The sequence below is a fragment of the Streptomyces sp. NPDC090021 genome (assembly GCF_044748225.1).
In the GTDB taxonomy this organism is placed as follows: domain Bacteria; phylum Actinomycetota; class Actinomycetes; order Streptomycetales; family Streptomycetaceae; genus Streptomyces.
In genome coordinates, this window is record NZ_JBIVFO010000016.1 from 44,494 (window position 1) to 59,365 (window position 14,872).

Genomic DNA, 14,872 nt, shown 5'->3' on the forward strand with positions numbered 1-14,872 from the left:
CCCGTCCGGGGCGGGGACCGCCGGACTCATCCGCGCTCCGGCGGACCGCCCGGTCCCGGACCCGGACCCGGTCCCGGACCGGCACCAGGAGCAGCGCCCGCGCCCGCCTTCGCGCCGTCGTCGACGCGGCCGCCGGCCGCCAGCAGAGCCAGTACGGCGAGCACCACGAGCAGGATCAGCACCAGCAACAGCACCGTCAGCACGGTCGGGTGGTTCCACAGCGCGAACACGAGCGCGACCACGACCAGCGCACCCACGGTCAGCGCCTGACGGTGCGCCGCCACCCACCGGCCGGTCCCGCCGGTGCGCACTCCGTGCCCGGCACCCCAGAGCGCCGCGGAGTCGGCCGTACGGTCGGCCCTGCCGCGCAGGCCGCGCGGCAGGCGGCCGGCTCCCGACAGGTAGGCGCCGAGCGCCACGACGATGCCGAGGACGATCGCGGTCCGCAGGCTGACCCGCAGGAACCGCACCAGCGTGTCGAAGACGGCCGCCGCCGCGGCCGGGGACTGCACCTCCGGAGGGAGGTGGTCGAGGTAGTAACGGCGTCCCACGACCAGGGCGACGGCGACGAGCAGACAGGCGAAGGCGGCGCACAGCGCGGTGGTCACCAGGGCCCGGCGCCGGCGCCGGGCGAGCAGCACGCCGGCCGCGCCGAGGACGACCGTGAGGACCGGCAGCCAGTTGCCGAGCACGTCGAGGAGGCGGACGGCGCTCCTGATCCGCCCCAGCTCGTCGCTCTGGAAGAGCACCAGCTGCTTGTTGACCTCGGGGATCTTCTCCGCCGGGGAGACCCCGGCGGCCACGAGCTCCTCCTTGACCCTGTCGACGGCCTCACCCACGTCGAGGGTGACGGTGCCGCCGTCGACACCGACGGCCCCGCGGCCCTCGCCGGTGAGCGCGTGCACCACGGCGTTGTGGGCGGCCCGGTTGGCCACGGTCCACACGTTCTCGAAGCGGTCGCTCTCGACGAACCGGGTCGCCACCGCGGAGACAACCTGGTCGGCGGCCGAGTCCAGCTGCGGGCCCAGTGCCTTGACCGCCGCGCCCACACGCGGCGGCAGCCCCTGGGACTCCAGCCACTTCGCCAGGTCGGCCGCGACCTGGGAGCCGTCCACCCGCACGTCGGCCGCCTCCGTGATGCGGTGGACGGCGGCCTCCTCGATCGCGGGGTTCGAGGCGAGCGGCTTGACCGTGGAGACGTACCGGTCGGTGTCCAGCACGATGTCGTGCACCCAGACGGTGAGCAGCGAGACCGGTACGAGGATGCACGTCAGCGTGATCAGTACCGCCGAGAGGGTGCTCTTCGCGATGCGCCCCCCACGGGATCCGCCGCCGGCTCCCGCGGCCGGGTGGGCGGTCGGCGCCGCGCCGGGCGGGTCGCCGGGGGACGGGGACGGCTCGCTCATGGCACTCCCGGGGACGGCTGGGCAGGGGCGGGGGCGCGGCTGGACGGCCACGCCCTGCCATTGGATCCGGAGCCGTACCGGACCGCCCGTTCAGTTGGGCCCTCCAGGTGACGCCGCCGACGCGGCGTCACCTGCCGGGGCCACCCACCGGTTTCAGGACTCGGCGACGGCGCGCAGCGGGCTCAGCGCCGCCGCCCGGCGGGCGGGCACGACCGCCGCGGCCGCGCCGATCACCAGCGACAGCAGGCACACCAGCAGCAGGGTCCCCCACGGGAGCACCAGCGAGTACTGCGCCATCGCGCCGTTCGCCAGCGAGCCGACCGCCCAGGCGCTGAACACCCCGCCCGCCAGCCCCAGCAGGGTGCCGAAGGCGGCGACGACCACGGCCTCCAGCCGGATCATCCGCCGGACCCCGGCCCGGTCCATTCCGATGGCGCGCAGCACACCGATCTCCCGGGTCCGTTCCGAGACCGACATGGCCAGCGTGTTCACGATGCCGAGCGCACTGATCACGACGCCGATCGCGAGGAGTCCGTACATCAGGGTCAGCAACTCGCCGACGCTGCCCGCGGCCTCGTGGACGAGGGCCGCCCGGTCCTGGACCTTCAGCAGCGGGTTGCCGCCCACCGCGGTGCGCAGCCGCTCGCCCATGGCGTCGGACGCGCCGCCGCTGTCGGTGCGTACGAGGATCCGCTGGACGGAGCCGGGCAGGAAGCCGGCGCTGCGCACCTCGCCGAGGTCGCCGATCACGTCGCCGGCGACGGGGTTGTCGCGGTACACCCCGACGACCGTGTACGGGCGCGGGTCCCGGCCGCGTCCGATGTGCGCGTCGAGCCGGTCGCCGGCGCCGATCCCCTGCTCCCGGGCGAGGGCCGAGGAGACGGCGATGCGGCCCGGCCCCAGATCCTTCGCGGAGCCGTCGACGAAGTCGAGCCGCATGACCGCGCCCAGCGCGGCCGGGTCCACTCCGGCGATCTGCCGCACCCCGCCGCCGACGAACATCGAGACGTCCGCGACGGCCGCCGCGGTCCGTACCCCGGCGGTGGCGGCGACCCGCTCGACGGCGGCCGGGTCGATGCCCGTGGTGGGGGTACGGGTGGCGATCACGTAGTCGGCGTCGAGTCCCGCGGCGGCCTGCCGGTCCAGGGCCTGCGCGGTGGAGTTCCCGACGACGGCGAGCCCGGCCACCAGCGCCGTACTGATCATCAGGGCGGAGGCGGTGGCCGCGGTGCGCCGCGGGTCGCGCAGCGCGTTCTCCCGGGCGAGATGGCCGACGGCTCCGAAGCGGCCGGTCAGCCGTCCCGCCGGCCGGATCACCGGTGCGGCCAGCAGCGGCGCGAGCACGATCAGCGCGACGAGGAGGACGCCGCAGCCGAGCATCGCGTCCTGGAGGTTCTGCGCCGAGGCGTCCTTCGCCCCGCTCAGCGTCACCAGCAGCCCCACGCCGAGGACGAGCAGGACCAGCCCCGCGGCGGCACGGAGCCGCGAGCGCGCGGCGGAGGGCGGCTGCTGGACCGAGCGCATCGCCTCGACCGGGGCGACCCTCGCCGCCCTGCGGGAGGGCAGCCACGCGGCGAGCACCGTGACGCCCACGCCGACGCCGAGCGCGGCCACGACGGGCCGCGGGCCGATCACCAACGGCCCGTCCGGCAGGGCGTCCTGCGCGGTGCCGAGCAGGCCGGGCAGCACGGCGGCGATGCCGAGGCCGAGCAGGAAGCCGGCGGCGGAGGCGACGAGACCGAGGAGCGCGGCCTCGGCGAGTACGGAGCCGGAGACCTGGCGGCGGGAGGCGCCGATCGCCCGCAGCAGCGCGATCTCGCGGGTGCGCCCGGTCACGAGCATCGTGAAGGTGTTGACGACGAGGAAGGAGCCGATGAACAGCGAGACCCCGGCGAAGACCAGCGGCAGCTTGGTGTGGCCCCGCGTCAGGGTGTCGACGTAGAGGGCCTGCTGTGCCGCCTGGGCGGCGCCGGTGGTGGCCTCGGCCCGGCCGGCGGGGAGCACGGCGGCGACCCGGGCGGAGAGTTCGGCCTGGCCGGTACCGGGCGCGGCGGTCAGGTCGATCCCGGTGTACCGGCCCGGGGCGGCGAACAACTGCTGGGCGGTGGCTTTGTCGAACAGGGCGAGGGTGCCGCCCGCGGTCACCCGGGTGTCCTCGGTGGTGACGATGCCCACCAGCCGCTTGGTCATGACCGGCCCGTCGGTGGCCAGCGCGACCGGGTCGCCGAGGCGGAAGCGGCCGGCGGCGGCGGTGCCGCTGTCGACGGCGATCTCGTCGCCGTTGCGCGGAGCGCGGCCGTCGACCAGGGGATAACGCCCGTCCTCGCCGTTCCCGTCCGGTACGTGGGCCGCGCCGAGGTTCGCCCGGGCCCGGCCCGCCCGCAGCGGGGTGCCGTCCGAGGCGGACAGGGTGGCCGAGCCGTCGGCGGTGGGCCGTACGGAGGCGACACCCGGTACGGCGGCCAGCTTCCGTACGAGCGCGTCGTCCAGGACGCCCGCGGGGTCCTCGCCGGGTGGCGCGTCCGGGGAGTGCTTCGGGGTCACGCTGACCGCGATGCCGGCGAAGCTCTTCGACGCGGCGGCGCGGTGGGCGGCGGCGGAGGAGTCGGCGAAGACGAGGGTGCCGGAGACGAACGCGACACCGAGACAGACCGCCAGGAGGGTCATGGCCAGCCGGGCCTTGTGTGCGAGGACGTTGCGCAGGGCTGTTCGCAGCATGGAGAGCTTTCGGGGTGCGGGGTGCGGGGTGCGGGGTGCGGGGTGCGGAGTGCGGGGTTACGGGTGCGGGCGCGGAGGGAGAAGGGGCGGCGGAGCCGTCAGCGGGTGTGGCGGCCCGCGCCGCGGCTCCCGCTCTCGAGTCCGGGCATCCGGTCGAGCACGGCCGCGGAGGACGGCTCGTGCAGTTCGTCGACGACGTGGCCGTCGGCGAGGAACAGGACCCGGTCCGCGTACGAGGCGGCCGCCGGGTCATGGGTGACCATCACCACCGACTGCCCCAACTCCCGTACGCAGTCGCGCAGGAAGCCGAGGATCTCGGCGCCGGAGCGCGAGTCGAGGTTCCCGGTCGGCTCGTCGGCGAAGACGATCTCGGGCCGGGAGACCAGCGCCCGCGCCACGGCGACCCGCTGCTGCTGTCCGCCGGAGAGCTCGGCCGGGCGGTGACCCAGCCGGCCGGCCAGCCCGACGGTGGCGACGACGGCGTCCAGCCAGGCGGCGTCGGGCCGGCGTCCGGCGAGCCGCAGCGGCAGCGTGATGTTCTCCAGCGCGGTCAGGGTGGGCATCAGGTTGAAGCCCTGGAACACGAAACCCACCTTGTCCCGGCGCAGGGCGGTCAGCTGCTTCTCGGTCAGCGACGACAGTTCGGTGCCGCCGATGCGGGCGGAGCCGGAGGTCACCGTGTCCAGCCCGGCCAGGCAGTGCATCAGCGTGGACTTGCCGGAGCCGGAGGGGCCCATGACGGCGGTGAACCGGCCGCGGGCGAAGTCGACCGTCACCGCGTCCAGGGCGGTCACCCGGGTCTCCCCCTTCCCGTACACCTTGGTCAGAGCGGTGGCGCGGGCGGCCGGTTCGGGACAGGGAGGGAGCTGCGACATAGGGGGACTCCGCCTCGGGTGCGAGCTGCGTCGGTCCGCGCCCCAAAGGGCGGACGGACCGGGGGACGCATCCATGCTCACGGCCCTGACCTGCGTAAACATCCTGCTGGAGGTTGGAGTCGAGCTCTGTCGGAGGGAGGGTGCCGGGCCGGTTCCCTCTGTCCTCGGGCACAGCCGCGGCGGCGCCGCCTCCGTCGTGGGACAGAGGGCGGGCGTCCGGTGTCAGGGGGCGGTCAGGGGGCCAGGCCCGTGCGGTGGGCGAGAAGGGCCGCCTGCACCCGGCCGGCCGAGCCGGTCTTCTCCAGGATCGCGCCCACGTGGGTCTTCACCGTGCCGATCCCGATGCCGAGCCGTCCGGCGATGTCCTGGTTCGACAGACCCTCCCCGAGCATCGACAGGACTTCGCGTTCCCGCACGGTGAGCCGCGCGATCCGCTCGTCCGCGGCCGCCCGGCCGGAGTCGTCCCGGTCGTCGCCGCGCAGCATCCGGGCGATCACCGCCCCGGTCACGCCCGGGGAGAGCACCGAGTCGCCGGCGGCCGCCGCCCGCACCGCGCCGATCAGCTCCTGCGGTCCCTCGTCCTTCAGGAGGAAGCCCGCGGCGCCCTCCCGCAGCGCCCTCAGGACGTTGTCCTCGTCGCCGAACGTCGTCAGGATCACCACGCGCGGTGCCGGATCGAGGGCGAGCAGCGGTGCGACCGCGGCCAGGCCGTCGCACACCGGCATCCGGATGTCGACCAGTGCCACGTCGGGCCGGTGGACGGCCGCGAGCTCGACGGCCTGCCGTCCGTCGGCGGCCTCGGCGACGACGTCGATGTCGCCCGCGTGCCGGAGGATCAGGCGGACACCGTGCCGGATCATCGTCTCGTCGTCGGCGAGCAGGACGCGGATGGGACGGCCGGGCTCGGTCACGGGATCTCCCAGGGGGTGGTGTCCCGGACCGACGGGACGTCGAACCGGTCGATGGCGATCAGCCGCTGGGCGGCGTCGAAGCAGTAGCGGGCGATGAGCAGGCCGCCGGGGCGCCGCTCGGTGGCGCCGTTGAACGGGTAGACGCAGCCGGCCGTGCCGGCCGGGCGCGGCGGTTCGTGACCGGTGGCCGCGGCCCGCACGGCGCCGTTGTCCTGTACGCCGAGTCCCGCCACCTCCCCGTAGGTCATGCCGACGCGCGGCAGCGGAGCCGGGCCCGCACGGCCGGACGGCTGGGCTGCGTACACGAAGGCGGTTCCGACGACCATGAGCGCGGACAGTGCCGCCAGCCCGAAGCCCAGCGTCAGCACCTCGGCGGTCCGCCGCCCGTCGGGCCCCACGACGGACGGCCCCACGACTGACGGGTCCGGGACGGACGGCGGGCGGGGGACGTCGGGGCCGCCACCGCGGGCGCAGGGGCCGGGGCCGGGGACGAGGTCGCGGGCCGGTTCGGCCGGCAAGGCCGCGTCCACCCGGAACCCGCCGGACGGCAGCGCGGCCGCCCCGAACGTCCCGCCGAGCAGTTCCACCCGCTCACGCAGTCCGGTGAGGCCGCGCCCGGTGCCCACCTCCTCCACGGGCGCCGGCGGTCCGGGCCGCGCCCCGTTGCGCACGGTGACCCGCACCTGCGCGTCGCCGTGCACGACCGAGACGGTGACGTGCGCGTCCGCCGCGTACCGGTGCACGTTGGTCAGGGCCTCCCGTACGAGGCGGTGCACCGCCCGGCGGACCGGCGCGGGGCGGGCGTCGAGGTCCGGTCCCGCCCAGTCGAGGCGTACCGCGATGCCCCCCTCGCGCGACTGGGCGACCAGGGCCTCGATGTCGGCGCGGGTGCCCGTCGCGTCGGTGAGCGCGTCGGGCCCGGTGTCGCGGGCGAGCGGCCCGAGCACGCCGAGCGCCTGGCGCAGCTCGCGCAGGGCGTCGCCGGTGGTGCGCCGCACCAGGACGGCTTCCTCGCGCAGTTCCGGGGCGGCCCGTTCCAGGGCCAGTTCCAGCCCGCCGGCGTGCAGCGACACGAGGCTGAGCCGGTGGCCCACCAGATCGTGCATCTCGGCGGCGATACGGGACCGCTCGTGGGTCCGGGCCTCGCTGTCGGCCAGCCGGCGGGCCCGCTCCGCCGCGTCACCGCGCTCGCGCAGCGCCCGCAGCAGGCGGCCCTGCTGCCCCTGCGCCGTGCCGACCAGACCGGGGACGATCACGGCCGTCGGCGCGAGCACGAGGCCGAGGGCCAGCCCGTACGCCGCCGACCCGGGGCCCAGCCGAGGGCCTGCCACCGTCGCGCCGGCCACGAGGAGGACCCCGGCGGCGGCGAGCAGCCGGGCCCGTCGGCGCGGCTGGGCCATCCGGCGGGCCACGGAGTAGGCGGCGGCCGCCGTGACGGGCCCCACGGCCGGTACGAGGCCGGTCAGCGCGGCGAGCGTCAGGAGCACGGCCCGGGGCCACCGGCGGCGCAGCGTGAACAGCCCGGTGCCCGCGGCGAGGACGACGAGCTGCAGGAGCGGGTACGGCAGGAACCCGAGGCGGCCGACGACCCCGTAGACGCCCAGGCCGACGAGGCCGACCAAGCCGACGTAGGCCGGCTCGGCGACCGCGCGGACGCGGACGCGGGCGCGGACGCGGGCGGGGCGGGGCGCAGGGCTGATGGGTACCACGCCGACCAGTATCGATGCCGGATTCCGCACCGGCATGGACCGTGCGGCCGATATGCGTCTCTGCCGGAAGGCAGAGGACGGGGCAGAGGACGGGGGCAGAGGAGGGAGGACGGGGGACGGGATCAGAAGGGCAGGGAGTCGTCCGGCCCGACGATGCCGAAGAGCGCACCCTCGGGGTCCCGCAGGGTGATCTCGTGGGGGCCGGGCCCGGAGTCCGCCACGGACACGGTGCTGCCGCCCAGCCCGGTCGCGGCCTTCACCGCGGTCTCCAGGTCGGGCACCCGGAAGTGGACCTGCCAGCGCGGCCGCAGGTCAGGGTCGGGGGCCTGCGCGAGCGTGCCGCCGTGCAGGCGGGCCACCGTACGGCCCCCGTGGCGGAGCAGGATGCGGTTGTCCTCCTCCACGTAGGCGACCTCGCAGCACCCGGCCTGGGCACAGGCCCATTCCAGGACCTCGCCGTAGAAGATGGCGGCGTCGAAGGCGTTCCTGGTACGCAGTTCGAGCCAGGCCGGCGCGGCCTCGCCGCCCATACCCCAGTCGGGGATGGCGTCGCCCTGCCAGATCCCGAAGACCGCGCCGTCGAGGTCGGAGGCGAGCGCCGCCCGTCCCGTACCGAAGGCGAGGGGGCCGACGGCGACGGTCCCGCTGCGCTCCAGGATGCGCGACGCGGTGGCGTCCGCGTCGTCGACGGCGAAGTACGGGGTCCAGGCGACGGGGACGGTGACCCCGGCGGGCACGGCACCGAGACCCGCCACCGGGATCCCGTCGCTGAAGCCGACGGCGAAGCCGCCGCCGAGCCGGTCACTGCCGAAGCGCCAGCCGAGGACCGCGCTGTAGAAGGCCTGCGCGGCACCGACGTCGCGGGCCATGAGACTCACCCAGCAGGGTGCGCCGAACGTTTCGTGACTCGATGTCGACACGCCTGTCATCCCCATCCGCCGGTGCGGCCCGGATGCCCCTCCCACGGTACTCGCGGGAGCTCCCGGGAAACGTCGGCCACATCCTCGTGGCGCCACCGCCCGGGCCCGCGCCGACACGCGGTCGCGGCCCCGGGCAGCGGAACCCGTCGCGGCCCGTCACACCCCGGTGAGGCGCACGGCGCACGGCCCACGGCCCGCGGGCCCGCGACGGTCGCCGCCCGCAGCCGCACCTACGCTGACCGAGCCGTGACGGCGGTCGCAGCGTCCGCTCGTGCGCGGTCCCGGGGCTGCGGCGGGGCGACGCGGCGGCGCCGGGTCGGCATGCCCACGGTCGGGTGGGCGACGCCCCAGGCCGCGCCCTTGCAGATCAGTTCCTTGTAGCGGGCGGCCGTGCGGCCCGTCAGGGTCTTGTCGACCGCCCGGTCGTCGGCGGTGACGAACTGGATCAGGCCCTCCTTGCGGCCGAGGGAGACGCACTGCTGGAAGTAGCGGATCGAGACGCGGGGGACCTCGGTGCCGGCGAGACGGGCGGCTATGGCGTCGGCGGCCTGCCAGGCCATGGGGACGCCCGAGGCGCAGGACATGCGCAGCGGCTTGTCGCCGGGACCCATCGCCATCGCCGCGTCGCCCACGGCGTACACGTCCGGGTGGGAGACCGAGCGCATCGTGCCGTCGACCACGATCCGGTCGCCGTCGGCGAGCTCCAGGCCGGTGGCCCGGGCGATCGGGTGGACGGCGAATCCGGTGGTCCAGACGGTGACCTCGGCGGGGAGGGTCCGGCCGTCGGCGGTCGTGACGCGGTCGGCCCCGACGGCGTCGACCCTGGCGTGTTCGTGGACCGTGATGCCGAGGCCGTCCATCACCTTCCGCAGGTGGGTGCGGCCCTTCTCCGAGAGCCAGTCGCCGAGGGCGCCGTGTGCGGCCAGGGCGACGTCGAGGTCCGGGCGGGCCTCGGCGATCTCGGTCGCGGCCTCCAGGCCGGTCAGTCCGCCGCCGACCACGACCACGGGCCGGCCGGCGCCCAGGGCGGCCAGGCGGTCGCGCAGGCGCAGTGCGCCGGGCCGGCTGGAGACCTCGTGGGCGTGTTCGGCGGTACCGGGGACGCCCCCGTCGTGCCACCCGCTGCCGAGGGCGTAGACCAGGGTGTCGTACGCCAGCTCCTCCCGGCCGAGGCCGTTCGCGGCGGCGACCGCCACCGCCTTGCGGTCCACGTCCACGGCGGTGACCTTCGCGAGCTTCAGCTGCACGCCCGTGCCCGCGAACATCTCGGCGAACGGCCGGGGCTTGAGGTCCTGGCCGGCCGCGACCTGGTGCAGCCGGACGCGCTCGACGAAGTCGGGCTCCGGGTTGACGAGGGTGATGGTGACGTCCTCCTGGTGCAGCCGCTTGGCGAGACGGCCGGCGGCGATGGCACCGGTGTAGCCGGCTCCGAGGACGACGATGCGGTGCTGCATGTCCGTGCTCCTGTCTGGGCGGGTCCGCCGGTGTCCGGCGTGGTGTCGCCCCTTGAACCGGACAGCCCCGTGTTTCCTGACAGGATCCAGGTGTGACCTGCGCCACACCTTCTCAGAGGGTGTGGAGCGGGCCCTCCCCGTGGTCCGTGGAGGCCCACCGCTCGGTCGCGCGGACGAGCTTGTCGGGGTTGACCTGGCTGCGGATCGCCACGATGCCGTCCGGGGTGACCTCCAGGCAGGTGATGCCGACGACCCGGCCGTCCACGACGGCGAGGACGGCGGGCCCGCCGTTGGCGGTCGTGGCGTAGATCTCGGGTGCTCCGCCGACGAGAGCCCGCTTGGCCGGGCTGGTCTTGAACACCCCGCGCAGGAAGGTGGCGACCGCGAGCGCGCCCTCGAACGCCTTCGCGCGGGCCGGGACCTTGCCGCCGCCGTCGCCGGTCGCGACGGCGTCCTGGGTGAGCAGGCGTATGAGCGGTTCGGTGCGGCCGCTGGTCGCCGCGGCCAGGAACTCCTCGACGACGCGCAGCGCGGCGGCCTCGTCGATCTCGGTGCGGGCCCTGCCGTCCGCGACGTGCTTCTTGGCCCGGTGGTGGATCTGCTGGCTGGCTGCCTCGGTGATGTCCAGGATCTCGGCGATCTCCCGGTGCGGGTAGTCGAAGGCCTCCCGCAGCACGTACACCGCCCGCTCGTTGGGCGACAGCCGCTCCAGCAGGACGAGGACGGCGTACGACACCGACTCGCGCTGCTCGGCGGTGTCGGCCGGACCGAGCATCGGGTCCCCGCCGAGCAGCGGCTCGGGGAGCCAGCGTCCCACGTACGTCTCGCGCCGGGCGCGGGCCGATGTCAGCTGGTTGAGGCAGTAGTTGGTGAGGACCTTCGTCAACCAGGCCTCGGGCACCTCGATCCGCCCGACGTCGGCCGCCTGCCAGCGCAGGTACGTCTCCTGCACGGCGTCCTCCGCCTCGCTCGCCGAGCCGAGCAGCCGGTAGGCGATGGCCTCCAGCCGGGGCCTGGCGGCCTCGAACCGGTCCACGTCACTCACGATCAGCGCCATACCCGCGATCCTAGAGGGCGTCCCGCCGATCGGGCCGGGCCCGGACCGGGGGTACGGGGGAGTCGGCGATGTGGAGGGAGGACCCCCAGGACGAGCGTGCGGCCCGCGCCGAGCCCTTCGCACAGCTCCACCGGGTCGATACGGACGGGCCGGCCTCCGCACCTCAGCCCTGCCTCGGCTCTGCCACGTCCCCGTGGGACGCCATCGGCGCTTCCTGGCCGTGCTCAAGCGCGGCGGCGCCACGCTTCCGGTGTTCTTCGCCCGGTAGGCCCCGCAAGAGACGGCGAGTCAGGGCATCACCGTCTCGAACCTACAGGCGCGTTCCCACGGCTCCCGGCTCGCCGAGATCGGGCGCCCGTTCGACGGGGCGATCTTCATCGCCGAACTCCAGCGCGCGGTGGCGCACTACGCCCCGGAGCTCTGGGATCGTTGACGCGGGCTGACGCAAGACCGCGACTGTGTACCGCGTACCACCTTCGTTGACCGGGAGAGAAGTATGACCATCAAGGACATCGGGCCGGAACCCCAGAGCTTCGACCTCGAGAAGGCGACGCTGGAGAACGCGAACCACCGCGCGGTCGCCTGGTCCGGGAAGTACCTCCAGCTGACCCTCATGTCGATCCCGGTGGGTGAGGACATCGGCTTGGAGGCGCACCCGGAGACCGACCAGTTCCTACGACTCGACGCGGGCCGGGGCCGGGTCCAGATGGGCAGCGCGCAGGACCGGCTCGACTTCGACCAGGAGGTCGAGGACGGCTGGGCGATCTTCGTACCCGCCGGCACCTGGCACAACGTCACCAACATCGGTGACGAGCCCCTGCAGCTCTACGCCGTGTACGCGCCGGTCCACCACGCGTCGGGCAAGATCCACGAGACGGCCGCCGACGCGGAGCGCGACGAGGACTCGGGCGGCGACCAGCCGCCGAGCTGGTCGGTCCAGCCCGCCCGTCGCCCGTCGGACGAGCACGCCTGACCAGCGAGGGCTCACCGCGACGTCGGTTCGGGAGCAGCCGTCCGCTTCCGTCACCGCTACCGCGTATTTCGCCCTGAAAGGCGTAATAAACGCGCATCGGTGCGCAGCCCTCTCTGGCGTCTGGACATCGGCGGCTGGATCCGTGCCGCTCATGCCCGCCGTTGCCTGCGACGGGCATCGGTACGAGTCGCCGATGGCAGGGCTGCGGCCGACGCGCTGGAAGGAGCGGTCCGAAGGGTGATCGCCGTGGTGGGGAGCAGATGGGTGCGGCGAGTGGGCTGCTCGCGGCCCTCATGTTCGTGCTCGCGTTCATCATGTTCATGACGACCGGCCCGGCCGGGGGCACGCCGTATCCGGCGGTCGGGAACGCGCAGACGGTCAACGACTTCTACTCCCAGAACGTGAACTCGGTCCGGTTTCAGATGCTGTTCACCAGCTTGGGGATCGCGCTGTTCCTGTGGTTCCTCGGACCGCTGTGGCGGGTCCTGAGGGAAGCCGAGGGCGGGCCGGCGCGGGGTACGACGGTCGCGCTGGTCGGCGCGGGCGTCGCCTCGGCGCTGATGCTGGTGAGCCTGGCACTGACGTACGCGGTCCTGCTCACGACGAGCCCGGCGCAGGCGGCCACGGTGCCGGCGTTCTTCACCGTTTCGACGGTGCTGTTCGCGCTCGGCGGCGGTGTGCTGTCGCTGTTCTTCTTCGCCGTGGGCAAGGTCATCCTGCACACCGGGGTGACCGGGCGCTGGCTCGGATGGCTCGCGCTGCTCGCCGCGGTGCTGTCGGTGCTGGCGTTCATCAGCCCGTTCTGGGTGAGCGGCATCCTCAACCCCGCCACCGGGGCGCTCGGCCTGCGGGCCTGGTGGGCCGCGTTCGTGGTCTGGCTGCTGCTGGCGAGCTCGGTCCTGACCCTCCAGGAGTACCGGGAGATCAAGGCGGCCCGCCGGGCGGAGCCGGGCCCGCAGGAGTCCGCGACCAAGGAGGCGGGCAAGTGAAGAAGTTCTGGCACCGCGCCTGGCGCGTCCTCAAGCCCGTCCTCGAAGTGGCCGCGGCCCTCGTCGTACTCGCCGTGCTCATCGTCCTGCCGCTGCTGAAGGGGGCGACCCCGCAGGTCAAGAACAGCCTCAGCAGCTTCGCCGAGAGCCCCCTCGCCAACACCGGGCCGCTCGTGGGCGACCTGAACGCGATCCCCACAGAGGTCGCGTGCATGAAGAAGTACGCGGCCGACCCGGCCAACAACATGGTGAACTACCCGCCGATGATCGGAGCCCCGGAGCACACCGACTCCATCCACAGCGGCGTCTACCCCTGCGCCACCTGGACCGGCGACTCCAACGGCCCCAACCAGGTCTTCAGGTACAAGTCCGAGACCAACTACCCCGGCGGCATCGTCTTCGTCACCTTCGGCGGACCCGACGACGCCTACCTGATCGCGGGGAGCAGCGGGCTGGAGGTCTACTCACCCGGCCCGTACGTGTCGAAGTTCAACCCCTCGACCGGCCGGGAGATCTGGCGCCAGCCGCTGCTGAACATCAACACCAGCGGCCAGTGGAACCCGGCACCGAGCATGGCCGTGGGCAAGGAGGGCGTCTACGCCGCCTTCGGCCCGCACGTCTACCGCCTCGACCCCGTCTCGGGAGCGATCCTCGCCCACAAGGAGGTACCGATCCTCGACGGGCCGCAGACGGACGCCAACTTCGACGGGTTCCACATCGCGCCCGACGCGGCGGGCCACATCCTGATGAAGACCCAGAACCGCGTACCGGGCTGCAGGATCTACGGCAACTTCGCGCTGGGCGCGTGCCCCGGGGCCCCTGACGCCAACCCGAAGACGACCTTCGCGGCTCTCGACCCGGTCTCGCTCGCGGTCGTCGACGAGATCAAGCTGAGCCAGGCCATCGTGGCCCGCACGATCGTGACGTCCTACAAGGGCAAGATCTACGCCTACCTCTCCGGTACCGAGACCCTCACGCGCGTCCAGTGGGACCCGGAGGCCGGAAAGCTCACCGAGGACACGTCCTGGGCGCCCAAGTACCTGCTCGAAGGGCAGGGCCCGGGAGCCGCGCCCGCGGTGGTCGGCAAATGGATCATCGCCAACGCCAACGCCAACCCGTCGAAGACCGTCCCCATCTGCGCCTTCGCGGTCAGCCAGGACGACCCGAACGACTCCAGCCGACTGTGCCCGTGGGGAGAGAAACTGCCGGTCCGCGGCGCGAGTACGAGCAACACCCTGGCCTCCTTCTCCACCGACCCCGAGAACAGCCTGATCTTCATGCAGGACTGGCTCGTCCCCGGCATCTGGGCCGTCCACATCGACCAGACCACCGGTGAGATGAAGGTCAAGTGGCAGCGCGAGGACATCATCATGGGCGACTACTTCGTCACGATCGGCCCGGCCGACAAGCGGGTGCTCCTCACCCAGAACGTCCTGGACAACACGCCCGCGAAAGCCTTCGCCGAGGACTCCAACTACCAGGAGACCCTCATGTGGCTGGACGAAGCCACCGGCAAGACCCTCGCACAGGGCGACGCCACCCCCGCGACGACCTCGGGAAGCCTGATCAACATCGGCTACGGCGGCCGCGTGTACATGATGGGCACCCAAGGATCCCTGTTCATCTACCAGGTCGCCCCCTGCAAGGGCGGCGCGTACATCCCGCAGTCCCTCGGCGGTACCACCTGCCCTTCGCCGTCGCCGTCCCCGTCGTCGTCTGCGACTCCTACGCCGAGCGGGTAGGGGACAACCGGCCGGCGCTGCCGAGGTACGCGAAGACGATCTGCGGGTCGGCGGTGCGGCGGGTGAACGTGTAGTGGATCCGGCCCCGGCCGTGATCGAAACAGCAGACGCACAGCCC

At 73.8% G+C, this 14,872-nt stretch carries 11 protein-coding genes; 3 read left to right on the top strand and 8 right to left on the bottom strand.

The annotated features are described in order from the left end of the window. Nucleotides 1–26: 26 nt before the first annotated feature. The 8 genes from ACIPXC_RS15005 to sigJ form a co-directional block, all read right to left on the bottom strand. A complete protein-coding gene (locus tag ACIPXC_RS15005; protein WP_401617294.1) occupies nucleotides 27–1,406 on the bottom strand; it encodes a hypothetical protein in 1,380 nt (459 codons plus the stop codon). 153 nt (nucleotides 1,407–1,559) lie between these two features. Beyond that, on the bottom strand, nucleotides 1,560–4,124 hold the full coding sequence (locus ACIPXC_RS15010) for an ABC transporter permease (RefSeq protein ID WP_401617297.1): 2,565 nt from the start codon (nucleotides 4,122–4,124) through the stop codon (nucleotides 1,560–1,562). A 98-nt stretch (nucleotides 4,125–4,222) separates the two neighbouring features. Continuing rightward, on the bottom strand, nucleotides 4,223–4,999 hold the full coding sequence (locus ACIPXC_RS15015; RefSeq protein WP_401617299.1) for an ABC transporter ATP-binding protein: 777 nt from the start codon (nucleotides 4,997–4,999) through the stop codon (nucleotides 4,223–4,225). A gap of 233 nt (nucleotides 5,000–5,232) precedes the next feature. After that, on the bottom strand, nucleotides 5,233–5,910 hold the full coding sequence (locus ACIPXC_RS15020; RefSeq protein WP_401617302.1) for a response regulator: 678 nt from the start codon (nucleotides 5,908–5,910) through the stop codon (nucleotides 5,233–5,235). After that, complete coding sequence (locus ACIPXC_RS15025; protein ID WP_401617609.1) at nucleotides 5,907–7,310, bottom strand: sensor histidine kinase; 1,404 nt, start codon at nucleotides 7,308–7,310, stop codon at nucleotides 5,907–5,909. Before ACIPXC_RS15025 ends, ACIPXC_RS15020 begins: the two co-directional genes overlap by 4 nt. Nucleotides 7,311–7,741: 431 nt before the next feature. Continuing rightward, entirely contained in the window at nucleotides 7,742–8,488 is a 747-nt protein-coding gene (locus ACIPXC_RS15030; RefSeq protein ID WP_392577671.1) for a VOC family protein, read from the bottom strand. Between the two features lie 281 nt (nucleotides 8,489–8,769). Then, nucleotides 8,770–9,993: an NAD(P)/FAD-dependent oxidoreductase gene (locus ACIPXC_RS15035; protein ID WP_401617305.1), complete on the bottom strand. Its 1,224-nt coding sequence runs from the start codon at nucleotides 9,991–9,993 to the stop codon at nucleotides 8,770–8,772. Nucleotides 9,994–10,105: 112 nt separating this feature from the next. Further along, complete coding sequence (gene sigJ / locus ACIPXC_RS15040; protein ID WP_401617308.1) at nucleotides 10,106–11,050, bottom strand: RNA polymerase sigma factor SigJ; 945 nt, start codon at nucleotides 11,048–11,050, stop codon at nucleotides 10,106–10,108. Nucleotides 11,051–11,546: 496 nt separating this feature from the next. On the opposite strand from sigJ, the gene ACIPXC_RS15045 reads away from it, so the two are divergent. From ACIPXC_RS15045 to ACIPXC_RS15055, 3 genes are all read left to right on the top strand, one after another. Next, a complete protein-coding gene (locus ACIPXC_RS15045) occupies nucleotides 11,547–12,023 on the top strand; it encodes a cupin domain-containing protein (protein WP_401617311.1) in 477 nt (158 codons plus the stop codon). A 260-nt stretch (nucleotides 12,024–12,283) separates the two neighbouring features. Beyond that, a complete protein-coding gene (locus ACIPXC_RS15050) occupies nucleotides 12,284–13,012 on the top strand; it encodes a hypothetical protein (protein WP_401617314.1) in 729 nt (242 codons plus the stop codon). After that, nucleotides 13,009–14,754: a hypothetical protein gene (locus tag ACIPXC_RS15055; RefSeq protein ID WP_401617317.1), complete on the top strand. Its 1,746-nt coding sequence runs from the start codon at nucleotides 13,009–13,011 to the stop codon at nucleotides 14,752–14,754. Before ACIPXC_RS15050 ends, ACIPXC_RS15055 begins: the two co-directional genes overlap by 4 nt. Nucleotides 14,755–14,872: the final 118 nt, after the last annotated feature.

Coding starts and splice junctions, on each gene's coding strand:
- ACIPXC_RS15005 (WP_401617294.1), bottom strand. CDS start 1,406: ATGAGCGAGCCGTCCCCGTCCCCCGGCGACCCGCCCGGCGCGGCGCCG.
- ACIPXC_RS15010 (WP_401617297.1), bottom strand. CDS start 4,124: ATGCTGCGAACAGCCCTGCGCAACGTCCTCGCACACAAGGCCCGGCTG.
- ACIPXC_RS15015 (WP_401617299.1), bottom strand. CDS start 4,999: ATGTCGCAGCTCCCTCCCTGTCCCGAACCGGCCGCCCGCGCCACCGCT.
- ACIPXC_RS15025 (WP_401617609.1), bottom strand. CDS start 7,310: ATGGCCCAGCCGCGCCGACGGGCCCGGCTGCTCGCCGCCGCCGGGGTC.
- ACIPXC_RS15030 (WP_392577671.1), bottom strand. CDS start 8,488: ATGGCCCGCGACGTCGGTGCCGCGCAGGCCTTCTACAGCGCGGTCCTC.
- ACIPXC_RS15035 (WP_401617305.1), bottom strand. CDS start 9,993: ATGCAGCACCGCATCGTCGTCCTCGGAGCCGGCTACACCGGTGCCATC.
- sigJ (WP_401617308.1), bottom strand. CDS start 11,050: ATGGCGCTGATCGTGAGTGACGTGGACCGGTTCGAGGCCGCCAGGCCC.
- ACIPXC_RS15045 (WP_401617311.1), top strand. CDS start 11,547: ATGACCATCAAGGACATCGGGCCGGAACCCCAGAGCTTCGACCTCGAG.
- ACIPXC_RS15050 (WP_401617314.1), top strand. CDS start 12,284: ATGGGTGCGGCGAGTGGGCTGCTCGCGGCCCTCATGTTCGTGCTCGCG.